A 17,064-nucleotide genomic window follows, 5' to 3' on the forward strand; every position below is an offset into this window, starting at 1 on the left:
CTTCTCATGTTGCTGGAATATGGAAACGTTAATCGTTTCTTAATTGGCCGCGCATTCGCGGGGTCCAGACGATCAAACAGCGAGGAGTGTACTGTGAATGCTCAGAATCGGATATCCAGCCATGATGAACTGCTGTCGCCGCGCCCGTTGCCATTGGAAACCGGCATCCGCCGGCTGGACGACGGCCGGCTGCTGGTGGCGGTGAGAACCGAGCTGCCGGGTTGCGCCGGCCGGATGGTCGAATGGTGGTTCAAGTTCTTCGAAACCACCCAGCACATCCGCTGGTGGCACCCGCACGACCATCACCGGATGCATGGCTGGGACCAGCATTGGCGGCGGGGCGAGAGCTATGTCGGCGCCTGCGTGCGGGCGGAGGAGTCGCTGGGCGATTTTCCGCCGGTGGCGGCGGTGCTGAAGTTTCACGAGCCGGCGGATTTCTTCACGGCTGACGCGCTGGCGCAGGCAAGGCGCGAGCAGGCGGTGTCCGGGCTGGTGTGCGCGCGGATCGCTTTCGGCGACGAGCCCAGGCTGGCGGCCGACGGCGACCCGCTGGACGGCGAGATGATCCATCTGGCGCGCGACAAGCCGCAGGGCGCGGTGCTGCGCAGCCGCTTCGTGCTGGGCGGCGAATCGCCGGTGCCGGACGAGCTGGGCCTGGGCCTGATGCAGCACTGCTACAACGAGTTCAGCAGCCTGGCGCGTTTCCTGCCGTCGCTGTACTACGGCGAGCACGCCAACGGCGAGAAGGGGCCGTTGGCGTGGTGAGCGCGTAAGGGGGCTACGCGCCAGGGCGCGGCTTGGCCAGGTGGCCGGCCATCAGCGGCCACACCCAGTCGGCCGCGTCCAGGCTCCAGCCGCCGTCCTTGGCCGCCTCGTCCAGCTTCCGCAGCGCCAGGATGTCGGCCAGGTCCGGCAGGCGCGAGAAGGCGTCGGCCTCGTCCGCGCGCATCGGCCCGCCCTGGTAGCCCAGCGTGGCGGCGCTGGCCGGCGACAGCGCCGCCAGATACGCCGGGTCGACCGCGCACAGGTAGCGTTTGGCTTCGACGTGCATGCCCACCAGCCGCGCCAGCCGGGGCGAGAAGCCCAGCTGCAGCAGATAGTCGCGCGCCAGCTTGTCGTGGGCCATTACGCCGTAGTCGCCCATGGCCTGAGCGCCGTCGTGTTCCAGCAGATGGCCGATGTCGTGCAGGAAGGCTGCTAGCACCATCTCGTCGTCATGGCCCCAGTCGCGCGCCAGCGTGGCGGCCTGGATGGCGTGGTCGAACTGCGAGACGGCCTCGCCGTAATGGCGGGCGCCGTGTTCGCGGTACAGCTGCTGCAAAACAGCGATGGCGTCGAACATCAGAATACCCTCCCGCCCAGCTTCCACACGCTCCGCACCAGCGGCACATCGCCGCGCGCCGTCATCGCTACCAGATCGGCGCGTTGGCCGACGGCGATGTCGCCGCGGTCGGCGAGGCCCACCGCCCGCGCCGGATTCAGGCTGACGGCGGCGACGGCGCGCGGCAGGCCCCAGCCCGCCACGGCGTGCAGCAGCCAGGCGGCGTGCAGCAGGCTGGCCGGCACGTAGTCGGACGACAGGATGTCCAGCAGGTCGTGGCGAGCCAGCTCCAGCGCCGCCACATTGCCGGAGTGGGAGCCGCCGCGCACCACATTGGGCGCGCCCATCACCGTTTGCAGGCCGTGCGCGCGGGCGGCTTGGGCCGCTTCCAGCGTGGTGGGAAATTCCGAGATCGCGACGCCGTCCCGCAGCGCTTCCTCGATGTGGGCAGCGTCGGTGTCGTCGTGGCTGGCCAGCGCGATGCCGCGCGCCTGGGCCATTTCCACCACCGCCTGCTTGTGGCGGCCGGCGAATTCCGCCTGCTTGGCCTTGCGTTCCGCCACGGCGGCGAGGAAGGTCTCCTCGTCCCAGCCCACCTTTTTCTTGCCATAGTATTTTTTGTATTGCTCCAGGTCGCGGTACTGGCGCTGGCCCGGCGTATGGTCCATCACCGATACCAGTTTCACCGCCGGGTGGGCGATCAGCGGCGTCAATTCGTCCAGCAGTTGCGGGAAGGCCAATTCGCAGCGCAGGTGGAAGAAGTGCTCCGCCCGCAGCGCGCCTTCGTCCATGCCCTGGTTGATGGCGGCGAAGGCGCTGTGCAGCGTGTCCAGCCGCACCCTTTCGCCTTCCAGATCGCCCACCGCCAGCGCGTCCAGCACTGTGGTGATGCCGGCGGCCACGCATTGGGCGTCGTGGGTGATCACCGCCGGCAGAATCGGCCACAGCACGCCGTTGCGCGGCATCAGGTGTTTTTCCAGATTGTCGGTATGGATCTCCACCAGACCAGGCAGCAGCAGCGCGCCGGCCAGATTTTCGCCTTCGGTCAGCGGCTGTTCGTGGATGGCGGCGATCAGCCCGTCTTTAATTTCCAGCGCGCCATTGTCGATCACGCGGTCGGCCAGCACGATGCGGGCGTGGTTCAGAATCTGTTTCATGCTGCGATTTCCGTTTGTTGCGCCAGCGGTACCTGGAACACGCGGCTGGCGATGGCGTCGCGGGTGGGGGCGTCGTGGAAGATGCCGATCAGCGCCGCGCCGCGGGCAAGGGCTTCGCGCATCAGTTGTACCACCACGTCGCGGTTGGCGGCGTCGAGGGATGCCGTCGGCTCGTCCAGCAGCAGTATCGGCCGCGGCGCGATCATGCCGCGCGCGATGTTGACGCGCTGCTGCTCGCCGCCGGAGAAGGTGGCCGGCGGCAGGCTCCACAGCCGCTCGGCGATGTTCAGCCGCGCCAGCCATTCGCCGGCCGTCAGCCGCGCCTCGGCGTCGGCGGCGCCCCATTCGCGCAGCGGCTCGGCGACGATGTCCAGCGCCGACACCCGCGGGATCACCCGCAAAAACTGGCTGACATAGCCCAGCGTGCGGCGGCGCACGGCGGCGATCTCGTGCGGCAGCGCGCGGACCATGTCCAGCCATGCGCCCTGGTGGAACACGCCGATGCGGCCGCTTTCCACCAGATAGTTGGCGTATAGCGCCTTCAGCAGCGTGCTCTTGCCGGCGCCGGACGGACCGGCCAGCGCCACGCATTCGCCGGCGGCCGCCTGCAACGAGACATCGGTCAACACCGGCAGCCGCAGCCCGCCTTGCTGGTGCAGGGTGAAGGTCTTGCTCAGATTTTGCGCGTCTATCAATAGATTCATGATTTCAGGCCTGCAGGATGGAGGACACCAGGAGCTGGCTGTACGGGTGTTGCGGGTCGTCGAGGATCTGGTCGGTCAGGCCGGCTTCCACCACGCGGCCCTTCTGCATCACCAGCGTGCGCTGCGCCAGCAGCCGCGCCACGCCCAGATCGTGCGTCACCATGATGACGGCGATGCCGGCGTCGCGCACCAGGCGGCGGGTCAGGTCGAGGAAGCGCGCCTGCACCGACACGTCCAGGCCGCCGGTGGGCTCGTCCATGAACACCAGCCGCGGCTGAGTCACCAGATTGCGGGCGATCTGCAGCCGCTGCTGCATGCCGCCGGAGAAGGCGGATGGCTTGTCGTCGAGACGCGCGCGGTCTATTTCGACCTTTTCCAGCCAGTCGCCGGCGGTTTGCCGCAGCCGGCCGTAATGGCGCTGGCCCAGCGCCATCAGCCGCTCGCTGACGTTGGCGCCGGCGGAGACGCCCATGCGCAGGCCGTCGCGGGCGTGCTGGGTGACGAAGCCCCATTCGCTGCGCGCCAGGCGGCGGCGCTCGGCCTCGGGCAGGCAGGTCAGCTCGTGCCGCATGCCTTCGCGGTCGGCGAAGCGCACGCTGCCGGCGTCGGCGGCCAGGCGGCCGGCCAGGGTGGACAAGAGCGTGGATTTGCCGGAGCCGGATTCGCCGACGATGCACAGCACCTCGCCCGGATACAGCTGGAAATTGACGTCGAAGCAGCCCTGGCCGTTGCCGTAGTCCTTGCTTAGCCCGCTGACGCTGAGGATGGCTTGATTCATGTTAAAACCTCTTTTGCCACGAAAACCACGAAAGAACACGAAAGTTGTCTGATGCATCCGCGGTCTCCGCCCATTGCGAGAGGGCGTGCGTGGAGGCCGCTATGTTTTCGTGTGATTTCGCGAGTTTCGCGGCGCTGAATGCTTTTCCCTGCTTCATCGCGAAGCCTCCTGCTGCTGGCAATAGTCGGTATCCGAGCAGACGAACATCCGGCTGCCGGCGTCGTCGGTGACGATTTCGTCCAGGTAGCTTGTGCGCGAGCCGCACAGCGCGCAGCCCTGCTCCCAGGTTTGCGCCGTAAACGGGTGATCGTCGAAGGCCAGGCTTTCCACCTTGGTGTAAGGCGGAATCGCATACAGGCGCTTTTCGCGGCCGGCGCCGAACAGCAGCAGCGCCGGGCTCATGTCCAGCTTGGGGTTGTCGAACTTCGGAATCGGCGACGGCGAGGTCAAATACCTGTCGTTGACCATTACCGGGTAGTCGTAGCTGGTGGCGATATGGCCGAAGCGGGCGATGTCCTCGTACAGCTTGACGTGCATCAGCCCGTATTCCTGATGCGCGTGCAGCTTGCGGGTTTCCACCTCGCTGGCTTCCAGCGTGCGCAGCGGCTCCGGCTCAGGCACCTGGAAGATCATGATCTGGCCAGGTTTCAGCGGCCTTTCCGGGATGCGGTGGCGGGTCTGGATCAGCGTCGCGTCGGCGGTGCGGGTGGTGGTGGCCACGCCGGCCACGCGGCCGAAGAAGCGGCGGATGTTGACGGCGTTGGTGGTGTCGTCGGCGCCCTGGTCGATGACCTTGAGCACGTCGTCGCGGCCGATCACGCTGGCCGTCACTTGGATGCCGCCGGTGCCCCAGCCGTAAGGCAGCGGCATTTCGCGGCTGCCGAACGGCACCTGGTAGCCGGGAATCGCCACGGCTTTGAGCAGGCCGCGGCGCAGCATGCGCTTGGTGTTTTCGTCGAGGAAACCGAAGTTGTAGCGGTCGTCAGTCATGGCGGGTCTCCTGGTCGGCGGCGGCGCGCAGCTGGCGGATCAGCGCCAGCTCGGCCTGGAAGTCCACGTAATGCGGCAGTTTCAGGTGCTGGACGAAGCCGGAGGCTTCGACATTGTCGCTGTGGTAGAGCACGAATTCGCCCTGCTGCGCCGGCGCGTGGGCGGTTTCGCCCAGCTCCTCGGCGCGCAGGCTGCGGTCCACCAGCGCCATCGCCATCGCTTTGCGCTCGGCCTCGCCGAAGCTCAGGCCGTAGCCGCGGGTGAATTGCGGCGGCGCGCTCTTGCTGCCGGCGAACTGGTTGATCATCTGGCATTCGGTCAGCGTGATCTCGCCGATCTCGATCTCGAAACCCAGCTCCTCCGGGCAGACCGTCACGCTGACTTCGCCCATGCGGATTTCCCCTGCGAACGGGTGGCTCTCGGCGTAGCCGCGCTGGGTGGAGTAGGCGAGGCCCAGCAGCCAGCCTTCGTCGCCGCGCGCCAGGTTCTGCAGCCGCGCCGGGCGACCGGCCGGGAACATCAGCGGCTCGCGCGTCAGGTCCACCGGTTCCGGGTCGCCCTCGGGCGGCAGGTCGGCCTCGATCAAGCCTTCGCGGTCCAGCAGCTGCAGCACGCCGGGCAGCGCGTCCGGCAGCGGCTCGGCGGCCTGCTCCAGCTCGATCTTTGGCGCGGCTGCCGTCAGGCCGAAGTCCAGCAGGCGCTGGGTGTAGTCGGCGGTGGGGCCGAGGATCTGGCCGCCCGGCACGTCCTTGAAGGTGCCGGACACGCGGCGGCGCACGCTCATCGCGGCGGTGTTGAGCGGCAGTGTCTGGCCGAAGCGCGGCAAGGTGGTGCGGAAGGCGCGCAGCAGGAACACGGCTTCTATGCTGTCGCCGCTGGCCTGTTTCAGCGCCAGCGCGGCCAGCTCTTCGTCGTACAGCGAGCCTTCCTGCATCACGCGGGCCACGGCCAGGCGCATTTGCTGGCGGATTTGGGCGATGCTCAGCTCCGGCGCGGCCTCGTCGCCGCGGCGCGCGGCGGCCAGCAAGTCCCAGGAGCGGGCGATGGCGGTTTCCCCGCCTTTGACTGCTACATACATCTCAACCCTCCCGGATGCGGACGCTGCGCGGCAGGCCGGCGACGTGGGTGTCGGAAATCAGCATGGCGTCCACGCCCAGCGGGAAGCGGGCGTGATTGCGCTGCCATTCGCGCCAGAAGTCTTTGGGCAGGCCGGCGGCGCCGAAACGGCGCGGCGCGGCGAAGCCGGGGCCGCTGCCTTCCACCTGGTCCGCGCCGAAACCATCCACTTCGATCAACAGCGTGGCCGAGCGGTCCGGGTATTCGGCGCTGCCGGCTTTCAAACTCATCAAATCCGGCAGCGGCATGCCGGCGGCGATGACGATAAAGTCGGCTTCTTCCGGCAGCTCGGCCACGCGGATGCCGGTGTGGAAGCGCAGGCTGGCGATGGTGTCGTCCGGCAGCGCCGGCAGCCAGACGCGCACATCCTGATCGGCCAAGGTGTAGAGCAGGGCGGCGGCGGAAGCTTTGAGGCCGGGCAGGGCCGGCGGCAATACCGGCAGCGCGCGCGGCAGCAGCGGCTCGGCCATCGCGCTCAATACGGCGCGGAAGGTCTGCTGGGCGTCATCCACCGGATGGGCAAAAGCGCTATGCATGGTCATTCCCCCCGCACCATGGTGAAGAATTCGACCTTGCTGGAGGCGGCCTCGCGCGAACGGGCGGCGCGGCGTTCGGCCAGTTCGTTCTCCAGCGGCGCGATCCACGCCAGCATCAGCTCGCCGTGGCGGGCAGGGTCTTGCAGCAACGCGTCGGCCTGGGCGATCAGCTCGGCGTGGCGGCCGTCGCCGCCGCGCACCCAGCCGTGGCCGACATGACCGTCTATCTCGCAGCTGGCGCGGCTGACGCTGATCTCGCCGAGGTTGAAACGGGCGCCGGCGCCGCCGCTGCGGCCTTGCAGCATCATCAGGCCGGTTTCGGCGCGGCGCAGCCAGCGCGGCGCGGCGGGCAGAGCCGGCGGCAGTAGGGCCAGCAGCCGTTCGATGGGGCTGTTGGCCAGCGCGGAAAGCCAGCGCTGTCGGGTGGAGGTGTCCATCGTGTGCCTCATGGTTCAAGAAAGATTCATATAAACGTATAGACGTATGCATGATAATGGCGGGCATCGAAGGACAAACAGCACGCGGCGATGAAGGTTTTGTGACGTTTTCAAGGCGGGCGCAGACGATTGTTTTAGCGCTGCGATGATCAGCATGTTTTTTGAATCCGCTGCGCGGATGATTCTTGGCATAGCCGGGGCTGCCCGGCTGGCAGGGAGGGGATATTTGTGTGGCCAAATATCCCCTCCACCCCTAAAGCCACCCTGCAAGCCTGGCCTGCGGCTTCCCGTCGGGTCCCGCCAGGCCCGAGGCGCGGCTGAACTCGCGATTTGCTAACGTCAAATCGCTCAGACAGGCAGCCGCTTAAAACCTCGGGCCTGCCACCCGACGGCAGGCTTGAAGGGATCTGGGCGCGTCGGCCCCGTGTTTGCTATTTGCAGATCCAGGCGAAAACGTCGTTTAAGAAACGCGAAAGGATAGGAATGATAGAGAGAGGCTCCGGCGTCGCCGTGTGGCGGCAGATAGAGGAGGCATTGGCGGCCGACATCGCCGGCGGCGCATTGCAGGCGGGCCAGCAACTGCCCACCGAACTGCAACTGGCGGACCGTTTCGGCGTCAACCGCCACACCATACGCCGCGCGGTGGCCACGCTGGTGGAGCGCGGCCTGCTGCGAGTGGAGCAGGGGCGCGGCACTTTCGTGCAGGACAATGCGATCGACTACGCGATCAGCAAGCGCACGCGCTTCTCGCAGAACATGGCGCGGCAGAACCTCAGCTCGGACATCGACATCCTGAACAGCGACACCGTGCCGGCCAACGCCGAGCTGTCGGAATTGCTGCAGGTGGCCGCGGGCGACACGCTGTACCGCATCAAGACCCTGAGCAAGGTAGAGGGACGGGTGGTGGATTACGCGACCATGTTCTTTCCCGCTTCCCGGTTCCCAGGCTTGCCGGATGCGTATCTGAGGCATCGCTCGGTGACGCTCGCGCTGGCCGAGTGCGGCGTGGCCGACTACACCCGCCGCTTCACCCGCGTCACCGCCCGGCTGCCGGACGCGGAGACGGTCGATTATCTGGGCATTCCCAAGAACCGTCCTGTGCTGCATGTGAAGTCGCTGAACGTCGACGCGGCCGGCGCGCCGGTGCAGTACGGCGTCACCTGCTTCAACGGCGACCTGGTGCAATTGGTGATGGAGCAGGAATGACGCGCTACGCGATTTATTATGCGCCCAGGCCGGACAGCGAGCTGTGGCGCGCCGGCTGCCGCTGGCTGGGGAGAGATGCCTTGAGCGGCGGCGCCCTGACTCAGCCTGAGGTGCCGGGCATCGGGGCGGAGGGCCTGGCCGGCTTGACCGGCGAAGCCGCCCGCTACGGCTGGCACGCCACCTTGAAGGCGCCGTTCGTTTTGCGGCCGGATCTGGACGAGGACGCGCTGCTGCGGCGGACCGCCGGGCTGGCGGCGGCGTTCCAGCCGTTCGCGCTGAATCTGGAGGTGGGCTGGCTGGATGACTTTCTCGCGCTGCGGCCGGCGGCGTCGCTGCCGCGGCTGGACGAATTGGCCGCAGCCTGCGTGGCGACGCTGGAGCCGCTGGCGGACCGGAGCGGCCCGGCCAAGCCCAGGCAGGGCCTGAGCCCGCGGCAAGATGAGCTGTGCCGGCGCTGGGGCTATCCTTATGTGTTCGAGCAGTTCCGTTTCCACCTGACGCTTTCCGGCAGCCTGGCGCGCGGATCGCAAACGGCCGCCGCGCTGGAGGCGGGCGCCAGGCGGCATTTCGCCGGCCTGGCCGCCACGGCCGAGATCGAGGGCGTCGCGCTGTTCGTCGAGCGGACGCCGGGCGGGCCGTTCCGTTACCTGGCCCACTGCGGTTTCGATGGAACGGTGGCGCGCCATGACTGCTGAGTCCGGAATCCTGTGGTATGTGATCGGCCCGTCAGGCGCCGGCAAGGACAGCCTGCTGGCCTATGCGCGGCAGCGGTTGCCGCAAGTCGCCGGCGTGATGTTCGCCCACCGCTACATCACCCGGCCGGCCGATGCCGGCGGCGAGAACCACGTGGCGTTGAGCGCGGAGGAGTTCGCTGCCCGCGAGGCGAGCGGCTGTTTCGCCTTGTGCTGGCGGCGGCACGGCCTGGCTTATGGATTGGGTGTGGAGGTAGCGATGTGGCTGGCGCAGGGCTTGGACGTGGTGGTGAACGGTTCGCGTTCGATGCTGCCGCTGGCGGCTGAGTGTTTTCCCACTTTGCGTCCGCTGTGGATCACCGCCAGCCCCGAGGTGCTGGCGGCGCGATTGGCCGGGCGCGGTCGGGAATCGGTCGAGGAAATCGCCCGCCGGCTGGTGGAGGCGGGCAGCTTTGCGCCGCCGCCCGCGTGCGAGGTGCTGTGGAACGACGGCGAGCTGGCCGAGGCCGGCGAGTGTTTGCTGACCCTGCTGGCGCGCCAGCCGGTTTGATCAGCTGTCCACCACGAAGCGCCGAATCTGCGTTTGCAGCGTGGCGCTGACCTCCTGTAGTCGGCCGCTGCTGAGACTGGCATCCTGGCTGGCTTTGAGGCTTTCGTCGGCGGAGCGGGCGATGGCCGACACGCTGCCGGCGATGGACTGGCTTTCCCGCACCTGTTCCTCGATATCCGCCGCCAGCCGCTCCAGCTCGCCCACGGTGGCGGTGGCGCCGCGTTTCAGCTCGGTCAGCGGTTCGATGATTTCGCCTATCAGCGTCACGCCGCGCGCCATTTCACGCTGGCCCTGTTCGATGCGGCCCATCGCCTCGGACGTTTGGTTATCCATCGCGGCGATCACCTCGTTGATCTCCCGGGTAGCTTGGGCGGTGCGCGCGGCCAGATTGCGCACCTCATCGGCCACCACGGCGAAGCCGCGGCCCATTTCGCCGGCGCGCGCCGCCTCGATGGCGGCGTTCAGCGCCAGCATATTGGTCTGTTCGGCGATGCTGGTGACGGCTTCAATCATGCCGTGCATGGAGTTGGCGCGCTGGCGCAGCGTGTCCACCGATTCGGCGCTGCCCTGGATTTTTCCGGCGATCAGGCCGATTTCGTGTGAGGCGGTTTCGATCAGTTTTTGCCCTTGATCGGCCAAATCGGCCGCGTTGCGGGCCTGGCGCCTGGCTTGGTCGGCGGTGGTCGCCGCGCGGTCCAGCTTGGCGGAGAAGGCTCCGACCACGCCATTGATCTGATGGATTTCAGCCTGTTGCCGCTCCACGCCGCCGGCCACTTCCGCCGCGCTGCCTCGGGTGGCGCTGGCGGTGTCCGCTACGATGTCCGCGCTGGCGCGCAGTTCGCGCACCAGAGCGGCCAGCTCGTCCTGCATCTGAGCCATCCGCCGCAGCATTTGCGCCGTTTCGTCGTTGCCGGCGGCGTGCACTTCGCAGCGCAGGTCGCCCTGGGCCATCGAACCCAGCACCGCCACACTGTGTTCCAGCGGCCGGGTGATGCTGCGGGTGACGCTCCAGGCCAGCAGGAGGCCGGCCAGCACGGCGGCGATGCAGCAGCCCAGCAATAAGCCGCGGGTGGCGCCCATCAGCGACAGCACATCGGCCATTTCCGCGTTCATATGGTTTTGCTGGGCCGCTGCTAACTCGGCGGTGGCTCCGAGCAGCGCTTGCAGCGCAGGGCGGGTCTGGCTGCCGTATTGCCGGGCCAGCGCGGCCGGATCATTGGCTTCCACCAGGTCCACCGTGTCGCTGAAGGCCTTGGAGTAGGCGGTCCGCAACTCGGCCAAACGTTGCAGCGCGCCGGCCTGCTCCCCGCTCCAGGGCAGGGCCTTCAGGCGCTGCAGCGCGGTGTTGGCCTTGTGGCTGGCCTCATCCATCGCCGCGTACAGCGGCACGCGCTGCGGCTGGTCCGGAGTGGAGACGATTTGCAGAAGCAGCAGCGCCGCGCTTTGCGAGTAGCGGTCCAGATCGGCGGCCGCCTGCTGTTTGCTGGCATCTTCGCTGACGATGACGCGGGTGGCCTGTTCGATGCGGGCCAGCCCGGCCCATACGCTGGAGGCGATTGCCAGCAGGAAAGCCAGCAGTACCATGAAGGAGACGGCCAGTCTGGGTCCTACCTTGATTTTTTGCAGTAGCCTCATGACAGAGATCTCGCGGATTGCAAAACGGTTGGTCGGGATGACGCCTGGAATATGACGGCGGCTCCGCCTGGCGCTTACAGGTGGATGGTGGCGCTGCCGCTGCTGCCGGTTTTCTTGACGCGGTACATCGCCTGGTCTGCCGCCTGCAGCAGGCTGTCCGGATTACTGTAGCCGTCGCCGATGGCGATGCCGATGGAGATGCCCAGCTGGCAGGAGTTGCCGGAGACCAGGAAGGGCGTGTCGAAGGCTTCCAGGCATTTGTCGGCCACGGTGCGGGCGATGTCCTCGGCCTTGTCGTCCAGATCGCTCAGCAACAGCACGAATTCGTCCCCGCCTATCCTGGCCAGGGTATCGCTCTGGCGCACGGTGCCGGACAGGCGCTGCGCGGCCTGCCACAGCACCTTGTCGCCGGCTTTGTGGCCCAGGGTGTCGTTGATCATCTTGAAACTGTCCAGATCCATGAACAGCAGCGCCAGGCGGGTCTCCCGGCGCTGGGCCTGGGCCAGCGCCACGTGCAGCCGGTCGGACAGCAGCAAGCGGTTGGGCAGGCCGGTCAGCGAGTCGTGGTGCGCCATCTGAGCCAGCTCCGTCTGCTTGTCTTCCAGCTTGCGCAGCAGGCGGTTGAAGGAGGCGATCAGATAGCCGACTTCGTCCTTGCGGTGTATCGGCAAGGGCTCCAGCGGCAATTCGCCCCGCGTCATGCGGTCGGCGTGGCGGGCGGCGCGGAACAGCGGACGCAGCACGATGTACATGCCGCCGCAAGCCAGCACCGAAAACACGACGAAGGCGATCAGCGCCTGGCGCAGCGTGAAGTGCTGCACCCGGGCTACGGTGGCGAAGGCGTCCCGGCCGGGCAGCTTGGCCACCACCAGCCAGCCGGTGCTGGGCACCTGCACGATGGCGCGGACTTCCTCCTCTCCCTGCGGCGTGGCCGCCACCGCCGCGCCGCGATAGCCGGCCATCGCCTGGTCGTGCAGCGGGTCGCGCCCGGGCTCAGGCATCGGCTGCAGCGTCAGCTCGCTTTGAGAGCCGGTGATGATCTGATGGTCGCGCGGGGAAATCAGCAGGAAGCTGTCGCGATGATCGCCGATTCGGGATTGCTGCAGCAAATCAAGGAAACCCGGCGCGGCGATGGCGGTGACGCCGACCAGCACCGCCGGCACTTCGCCGCTCACCTGCACCGGCGCCGACATCGGCAGCACCGGCACGCCCGAACTGCGGCCGGTTATCGCCTTGCCGATGTAGAACCGGCCTTGCAGGGATTGACGGATGTAGTCGCGGTCGCCGTAGTTGACCTGCATCCGGTGCGGCACTTCCGGGTAATCGGCGATCACGCGGCCGTCCGGCCGCACCACGAACAAGCCGATGGAGAACAGCGGCTGGTACTGGTAACGCTCCTTCAGCCAGGCGCGCAGTGCGTCTGGGCGGTCCAGCAGCTCGGGCGGCAGCGCGGTGGCCAGGCGGGACAGCAAAGCCTTGCGCTGCCTGATCTTGTCGTCGATGTCGTGGGCGACGTAGCCGGCCAGCGCCAGCTGCTGCTCGGACACGACCTGGCCCAGATCCTGCCGCAGAAAGGAGCCCAGCGCGTAGTAACGCGACAGCACGCCGAAGATCATGATGGCCAGGGACAGCGCCAACAGGCGGATGATGATGCTGTCCGACAGGCGTTTGGACTTCATGCCTGCTCAGCTCCGTTCGCTTGGGTTCCGCCCGGGCTCAGGCCGCCGCTTTCCTCGCGCAGGGTCAACCATCGCTCCTTCTCGAGGATCCAGGGCGAAGCGCCATTTCCTGAGAGCGGCAAATCTGCTGCGCCGTATGGCTTTGCGGGGTCGTATTCATCTGTCGTCGCCTGTGTCCAGTCCTCACTATAGATAAGAGCCGCGGGGCTTTCCGCCCGCATAGGTCTAGCGCGGCAAGACAAGGTTCATGCCGCATTCACGGGCCTGTCATCGCCGGCGCTTATCGTTGCGCTGTTTTGTTTCAATCAGTCCGATGTGCAAATAGATTTGTCTATACGTCTAACCCAAGGAGCATCGTCGATGAAAAAGCAGATGGCTGTCGCGGCCGCCCTGGCCGTATCCGGGCTGCTGTCCCCGCTGGCGCAGGCCAAGACCACGCTGACCGTCTACACCGCGCTGGAAGCGGACCAGGTGAAGGACTACAAGGAAGCGTTCGAGAAGGCTAATCCGGACATCGACATCCGCTGGGTGCGCGAATCCACCGGCGTGATCACCGCCCGGCTGCTGTCGGAGAAAAACCATCCCCAGGCTGATGTCGTGTGGGGCCTGGCCGCCACCAGCCTGATGATCCTGGACCAGCAGGGCATGCTGCAGGGCTACGCGCCCAAAGGCGTGGAGAAACTGAGCCCGCAGTTCGTCGACAAGGCCAAGCCGCCGAAGTGGACCGGCATGGACGTATGGGCGGCCACCATCTGTTTCAACACCGTGGAAGCGGCGAAAAAGAATCTGCCCAAGCCGGAAAACTGGACCGATTTGACCCGCCCGGTCTACAAGGGCCAGATCGTGATGCCGCATCCGGCCTCGTCCGGCACCGGTTACCTGGACGTGTCCGCCTGGCTGCAGACCATGGGCGAGAAGAAGGGCTGGGACTACATGGACAAGCTGCACGCCAATATGGCGCAGTACGTCCATTCAGGCTCCAAACCCTGCAAGATGGCCGCCGCCGGCGAGTATCCGATCGGCATCTCGTTTGAATACCGCGGCGCGCAGCTGAAGGAGAAGGGCGCGCCGATCGACCTGATCTATCCGAAGGAAGGCCTGGGCTGGGATCTGGAAGCCACCGCCATCGTCAAGGGCACCAAGAACCTGGACGCCGCCAGGAAGCTGGCCGACTTCTCGGTGAGCCTGCCGGCGATGAAGCTGTACGAGCAGAACTACGCGGTGCTGGCGATGCCGGGCGTGGCCAAGCAGAACCCCTTCATTCCGGTCGACTACTCGCAGCGGCTGTCCAAGAACAACTTCGGCTGGGCCGCCAAAAACCGCGACGCCATCCTGAAGGAATGGTCGCGCCGCTATGAGAGCAAGGCCGCGCCGAAAGAGTGAACGGTCGCCCCGTAGCCGCCCCCCATGCCGGGGGCGGCTTGTTTCACGCATAGTCTCAGGTCACTGGAGCACCCGATGAAACCGGTCGATAGCCTGTCCGGCTTGTCCGAGCATTTATCCGTCCATGCGCTCAGCCGCCGTTTCGGCGCCTTCACCGCTTTGGATCAAGCCTCGCTTTCCATCCGCAAGGGCGAGTTTGTCTGTCTGCTTGGCCCCTCCGGTTGCGGCAAGACCACGCTGCTGCGGCTGATCGCCGGGCTGGATCTGCCGGATACCGGCACGATCCGCCTGTCCGGCCGCGACATCACCCGCGCGGCGCCGGCCAAGCGCGACTACGGCATCGTGTTCCAGAGTTACGCGCTGTTTCCCAATCTGACAGTGGCCGACAACATCGCCTACGGCCTGACGCCGCGCCGCGACAAGGCCGGCCATGCCCGCCGCGTGCGCGAGCTGCTGGACATCGTCGGCCTGCCGGGCTCGGAAGGCAAATACCCGTCGCAGCTGTCCGGCGGCCAGCAGCAGCGGGTGGCGCTGGCCCGCGCGCTGGCCACTTCGCCCGGCCTGTTGCTGCTGGACGAGCCGTTGTCGGCGCTGGACGCTCGGGTGCGCGACAAGCTGCGGGAGGAGCTGAAGGGCCTGCAGCGGCGGCTGGGCGTCACCACGCTGATGGTCACCCACGATCAGGAAGAAGCCCTGTCCATCGCCGACCGGGTGGTAGTGATGAACGCCGGCCGGATCGAGCAGGCCGGCACGCCGACCGAGATCTACCGCAGCCCGGCCAGCCGCTTCGTCGCCGAATTCGTCGGCGACGCCAACTGGCTGCCGGCCGAGCGCCGCGGCGGCCGGGAGGCGGCGGTCGGCGGCTGCGTGCTGAGCCTGACCCGGGATCTGCCCGATGCCGCGGGCTTGACGCTGTTCATCCGGCCGGAGGACGTCATCGTCAAGCCGCGCTGGGAACCGGCGGCCAACACTTTGCTGGCGCGGGTGGAGGATGTGTCTTTCGGCGGCGCGATGACGCGGCTGAGCTTGCGCCCGGAAGGCATGCCCGGCCTGATCCTGCGCGCCGAAGTATGCCCGTCGATGCTGAACCGCCAGCCGCTGGTGCCGGGCGAGATCGTGCCGGTGGAGCTGCCGGCCGCGCAACTGCGCGCCTATCCGGGAGAAACAGCATGCTGAGCCTGGCGCGACGATGGCTGCCCGCCGCCCTGCGCGTGGATGGCGAACGCCTGGCCGGCGCCGCGCTGGCCTGGGCGCTGCTGGGATTGCTGGCGCTGGCGCTGGGCCTGCCGCTGTTGTTCATTCTCGGCAAATCGGTGCTGACCATGGACGGCGATTTCGCCGGACTCGGCAATTTCACAGAGGTGCTGGCTTCGCCCGGCCTGATGCGCGCGGCCGGCAACAGCCTGCTGCTGGCCTTGACGGTGTCGGCGCTGGTGGTGCCGGCGGCTTTCGCTTTCGCCTGGGCGCTGTGCCGCAGCCAGGCGCCGGGTCGGGGAGCGTTCCGCCAGATCGCGCTGTTGCCGCTATTGGCGCCTTCGCTGCTGCCGGCCATCTCGCTGGTTTACCTGTTTGGCAACCAGGGCCTGTTGAAAAGCTGGCTGGGCGGCGGATCGGTTTACGGTTTCTGGGGCATGGTCGCCGGCGAGGCGTTCTATGCCTTTCCCTATGCCTTCATGTTGCTTTCCACTTCCTTGTCCGTCGCCGACGCCCGCTTGTACGAGGCGGGGAGGGCGATGGGGGCCGGCGCGTGGCGGCGCTTCGCCACCATCACGCTGCCGGGCGCGCGCTACGGCCTGGCATCGTCGGCGCTGCTGGTGTTCACGCTGGTGCTCACCGATTTCGGCGTGCCCAAGGTGGTGGGCGGCGATTGCAATGTACTGGCGGTGGAGGCGTTCAAGCAGGTGGTGGGGCAGCAGAACTTTCCGCGCGGCGCCGTGGTGGGGCTGATGCTGCTGTTGCCGGCCGTGCTGTCCTGCTTCATCGAGCGGGCGATGTCGCGCCGCCAGCGCGCGGCCTTGTCGGCGCGGTCTACGCCGTTTTCGCCGTCCACGGCCCCGGCGCGGGACGCGGCCGCGCTCGTCATGCTGGCGATCATGGCCATGCCGTTGCTGGCGCTGATGGGCGTCGGCGTGGGAGCTTCCTTCATCAAGTATTGGCCATACGACCTTAGCCTGACGCTGGCCCACTACCGTTTCGACCAAGTGGACGGCGGCGGCTGGGACGCGTATTTCAACAGCCTGGAAATGGCCGCGGCCACCGCGCTGATCGGCGCGACGCTGGCTTTCCTGGGCGCCTACTGCTGCGAGAAGCTGCCGGCCGCGCCGCTGGCGAGGGGCGCGCTGCGGTTGCTCGCGATGTTGCCGATGGCGGTGCCCGGCCTGGTGCTGGGCCTGGGCTACGTGTTCTTTTTCAACCACCCCGACAATCCGCTCAACGGCTTGTATGGCGGCCTGACGCTGATGACGGCCTGCACGGTCGTCCATTTCTACACCACCGCTCATCTGACCATCGCCACCGCGCTCAAGCAGATGGACGGCGAATTCGAAGCGGTGGCCGCCGCGCTGAAGGTGCCGTTCTGGATCACGCTGCGCCGGGTGACGCTGCCGGTTTGCCTGCCTGCGCTACTGGACGTGGCGCGTTTCCTGTTCGTGTCGGCGATGACCACGCTGTCGGCGCTGGTGTTCATCGCCGGGCCGGAGCGCAGCCTGGCGGCGGTGGCCATCGTGACCATGGACGACGCCGGCGACACCGCCGCCGCCGCCGCGATGGCGACGCTGATCGTGCTCAGCTCGGCGCTGGCCTCGCTGGCGGCGTCGCTGTTGTCGCGCCGGCTGGTGGGGCGCGGCCAGCCGTGGCGTCCGCGCTGACCGTTCACGCCGG

17 protein-coding genes are annotated in these 17,064 nt (G+C 67.4%); 7 read left to right on the plus strand and 10 right to left on the minus strand.

From position 1 onward, the window contains the following. Positions 1-93: 93 nt before the first annotated feature. A complete protein-coding gene (locus BKX93_RS22425; RefSeq protein ID WP_046156779.1) occupies positions 94-765 on the plus strand; it encodes a DAPG hydrolase family protein in 672 nt (223 codons plus the stop codon). A 13-nt stretch (positions 766-778) separates the two neighbouring features. On the opposite strand, the gene BKX93_RS22430 is transcribed toward BKX93_RS22425, so the two are convergent. From BKX93_RS22430 to phnG, 8 genes are all read right to left on the minus strand, one after another. After that, positions 779-1,342, minus strand: a complete 564-nt coding sequence (locus tag BKX93_RS22430) for a phosphonate degradation HD-domain oxygenase (RefSeq protein ID WP_070981462.1) — start codon at positions 1,340-1,342, stop codon at positions 779-781. Next, positions 1,342-2,478 (minus strand): alpha-D-ribose 1-methylphosphonate 5-triphosphate diphosphatase, encoded by a 1,137-nt coding sequence (locus BKX93_RS22435; RefSeq protein ID WP_070981465.1) that lies wholly within the window; start codon positions 2,476-2,478, stop codon positions 1,342-1,344. The genes BKX93_RS22430 and BKX93_RS22435 overlap by 1 nt, the downstream gene beginning before the upstream one ends. Further along, on the minus strand, positions 2,475-3,182 hold the full coding sequence (phnL, locus tag BKX93_RS22440; protein WP_070981467.1) for a phosphonate C-P lyase system protein PhnL: 708 nt from the start codon (positions 3,180-3,182) through the stop codon (positions 2,475-2,477). Before phnL ends, BKX93_RS22435 begins: the two co-directional genes overlap by 4 nt. A gap of 4 nt (positions 3,183-3,186) precedes the next feature. Then, on the minus strand, positions 3,187-3,960 hold the full coding sequence (phnK, locus tag BKX93_RS22445; protein WP_070981468.1) for a phosphonate C-P lyase system protein PhnK: 774 nt from the start codon (positions 3,958-3,960) through the stop codon (positions 3,187-3,189). Between the two features lie 153 nt (positions 3,961-4,113). Then, positions 4,114-4,950: an alpha-D-ribose 1-methylphosphonate 5-phosphate C-P-lyase PhnJ gene (locus BKX93_RS22450; RefSeq protein WP_070981470.1), complete on the minus strand. Its 837-nt coding sequence runs from the start codon at positions 4,948-4,950 to the stop codon at positions 4,114-4,116. Continuing rightward, positions 4,943-6,028, minus strand: coding sequence for a carbon-phosphorus lyase complex subunit (locus BKX93_RS22455; RefSeq protein ID WP_070981472.1), 1,086 nt, complete (start codon positions 6,026-6,028; stop codon positions 4,943-4,945). The genes BKX93_RS22450 and BKX93_RS22455 overlap by 8 nt, the downstream gene beginning before the upstream one ends. 1 nt (position 6,029) lies before the next feature. Continuing rightward, a complete protein-coding gene (phnH, locus tag BKX93_RS22460) occupies positions 6,030-6,602 on the minus strand; it encodes a phosphonate C-P lyase system protein PhnH (RefSeq protein WP_052717396.1) in 573 nt (190 codons plus the stop codon). Between the two features lie 2 nt (positions 6,603-6,604). Further along, positions 6,605-7,039: a phosphonate C-P lyase system protein PhnG gene (phnG, locus tag BKX93_RS22465; protein ID WP_046167008.1), complete on the minus strand. Its 435-nt coding sequence runs from the start codon at positions 7,037-7,039 to the stop codon at positions 6,605-6,607. 483 nt (positions 7,040-7,522) lie between these two features. On the opposite strand from phnG, the gene phnF reads away from it, so the two are divergent. Genes phnF through phnN form a run of 3 tightly spaced genes read left to right on the plus strand, consistent with a single transcriptional unit; the run spans position 7,523 to position 9,487 of the window. Further along, positions 7,523-8,245, plus strand: coding sequence for a phosphonate metabolism transcriptional regulator PhnF (gene phnF, locus BKX93_RS22470; protein ID WP_070981474.1), 723 nt, complete (start codon positions 7,523-7,525; stop codon positions 8,243-8,245). Then, on the plus strand, positions 8,242-8,940 hold the full coding sequence (locus tag BKX93_RS22475) for a DUF1045 domain-containing protein (protein ID WP_070981476.1): 699 nt from the start codon (positions 8,242-8,244) through the stop codon (positions 8,938-8,940). Before phnF ends, BKX93_RS22475 begins: the two co-directional genes overlap by 4 nt. Further along, positions 8,930-9,487, plus strand: a complete 558-nt coding sequence (phnN, locus tag BKX93_RS22480; RefSeq protein ID WP_070981478.1) for a phosphonate metabolism protein/1,5-bisphosphokinase (PRPP-forming) PhnN — start codon at positions 8,930-8,932, stop codon at positions 9,485-9,487. The genes BKX93_RS22475 and phnN overlap by 11 nt, the downstream gene beginning before the upstream one ends. Here phnN and BKX93_RS22485 read toward each other — a convergent pair whose 3' ends face one another. Beyond that, positions 9,488-11,122, minus strand: a complete 1,635-nt coding sequence (locus BKX93_RS22485; RefSeq protein WP_070981479.1) for a methyl-accepting chemotaxis protein — start codon at positions 11,120-11,122, stop codon at positions 9,488-9,490. It abuts the gene before it with no gap. Positions 11,123-11,196: 74 nt separating this feature from the next. Next, on the minus strand, positions 11,197-12,801 hold the full coding sequence (locus BKX93_RS22490; RefSeq protein WP_046156789.1) for a GGDEF domain-containing protein: 1,605 nt from the start codon (positions 12,799-12,801) through the stop codon (positions 11,197-11,199). A gap of 360 nt (positions 12,802-13,161) precedes the next feature. Here BKX93_RS22490 and BKX93_RS22500 point away from each other — a divergent pair, with 360 nt between their 5' ends. The 3 genes from BKX93_RS22500 (at position 13,162) to BKX93_RS22510 (ending at position 17,051) form a co-directional block, all read left to right on the plus strand. Continuing rightward, on the plus strand, positions 13,162-14,184 hold the full coding sequence (locus BKX93_RS22500; RefSeq protein WP_046156790.1) for a putative 2-aminoethylphosphonate ABC transporter substrate-binding protein: 1,023 nt from the start codon (positions 13,162-13,164) through the stop codon (positions 14,182-14,184). Positions 14,185-14,259: 75 nt separating this feature from the next. After that, positions 14,260-15,360, plus strand: coding sequence for a putative 2-aminoethylphosphonate ABC transporter ATP-binding protein (locus BKX93_RS22505; RefSeq protein ID WP_070981481.1), 1,101 nt, complete (start codon positions 14,260-14,262; stop codon positions 15,358-15,360). Next, positions 15,354-17,051, plus strand: coding sequence for a putative 2-aminoethylphosphonate ABC transporter permease subunit (locus BKX93_RS22510; RefSeq protein ID WP_052717395.1), 1,698 nt, complete (start codon positions 15,354-15,356; stop codon positions 17,049-17,051). The genes BKX93_RS22505 and BKX93_RS22510 overlap by 7 nt, the downstream gene beginning before the upstream one ends. Positions 17,052-17,064 lie beyond the last annotated feature (13 nt).

The organism is Chromobacterium vaccinii (assembly GCF_001855275.1).
In the GTDB taxonomy this organism is placed as follows: Bacteria; Pseudomonadota; Gammaproteobacteria; order Burkholderiales; family Chromobacteriaceae; genus Chromobacterium; species Chromobacterium vaccinii.

Excerpts from the sequence above, each read along its gene's own strand:
- BKX93_RS22430 (WP_070981462.1), bottom strand. The coding sequence starts at position 1,342 with ATGTTCGACGCCATCGCTGTTTTGCAGCAGCTGTACCGCGAACACGGC.
- BKX93_RS22435 (WP_070981465.1), bottom strand. The coding sequence starts at position 2,478 with ATGAAACAGATTCTGAACCACGCCCGCATCGTGCTGGCCGACCGCGTG.
- phnL (WP_070981467.1), bottom strand. The coding sequence starts at position 3,182 with ATGAATCTATTGATAGACGCGCAAAATCTGAGCAAGACCTTCACCCTG.
- phnK (WP_070981468.1), bottom strand. The coding sequence starts at position 3,960 with ATGAATCAAGCCATCCTCAGCGTCAGCGGGCTAAGCAAGGACTACGGC.
- BKX93_RS22450 (WP_070981470.1), bottom strand. The coding sequence starts at position 4,950 with ATGACTGACGACCGCTACAACTTCGGTTTCCTCGACGAAAACACCAAG.
- BKX93_RS22455 (WP_070981472.1), bottom strand. The coding sequence starts at position 6,028 with ATGTATGTAGCAGTCAAAGGCGGGGAAACCGCCATCGCCCGCTCCTGG.
- phnH (WP_052717396.1), bottom strand. The coding sequence starts at position 6,602 with ATGCATAGCGCTTTTGCCCATCCGGTGGATGACGCCCAGCAGACCTTC.
- phnG (WP_046167008.1), bottom strand. The coding sequence starts at position 7,039 with ATGGACACCTCCACCCGACAGCGCTGGCTTTCCGCGCTGGCCAACAGC.
- phnF (WP_070981474.1), top strand. The coding sequence starts at position 7,523 with ATGATAGAGAGAGGCTCCGGCGTCGCCGTGTGGCGGCAGATAGAGGAG.
- BKX93_RS22475 (WP_070981476.1), top strand. The coding sequence starts at position 8,242 with ATGACGCGCTACGCGATTTATTATGCGCCCAGGCCGGACAGCGAGCTG.
- phnN (WP_070981478.1), top strand. The coding sequence starts at position 8,930 with ATGACTGCTGAGTCCGGAATCCTGTGGTATGTGATCGGCCCGTCAGGC.
- BKX93_RS22485 (WP_070981479.1), bottom strand. The coding sequence starts at position 11,122 with ATGAGGCTACTGCAAAAAATCAAGGTAGGACCCAGACTGGCCGTCTCC.
- BKX93_RS22490 (WP_046156789.1), bottom strand. The coding sequence starts at position 12,801 with ATGAAGTCCAAACGCCTGTCGGACAGCATCATCATCCGCCTGTTGGCG.
- BKX93_RS22500 (WP_046156790.1), top strand. The coding sequence starts at position 13,162 with ATGAAAAAGCAGATGGCTGTCGCGGCCGCCCTGGCCGTATCCGGGCTG.
- BKX93_RS22505 (WP_070981481.1), top strand. The coding sequence starts at position 14,260 with ATGAAACCGGTCGATAGCCTGTCCGGCTTGTCCGAGCATTTATCCGTC.
- BKX93_RS22510 (WP_052717395.1), top strand. The coding sequence starts at position 15,354 with ATGCTGAGCCTGGCGCGACGATGGCTGCCCGCCGCCCTGCGCGTGGAT.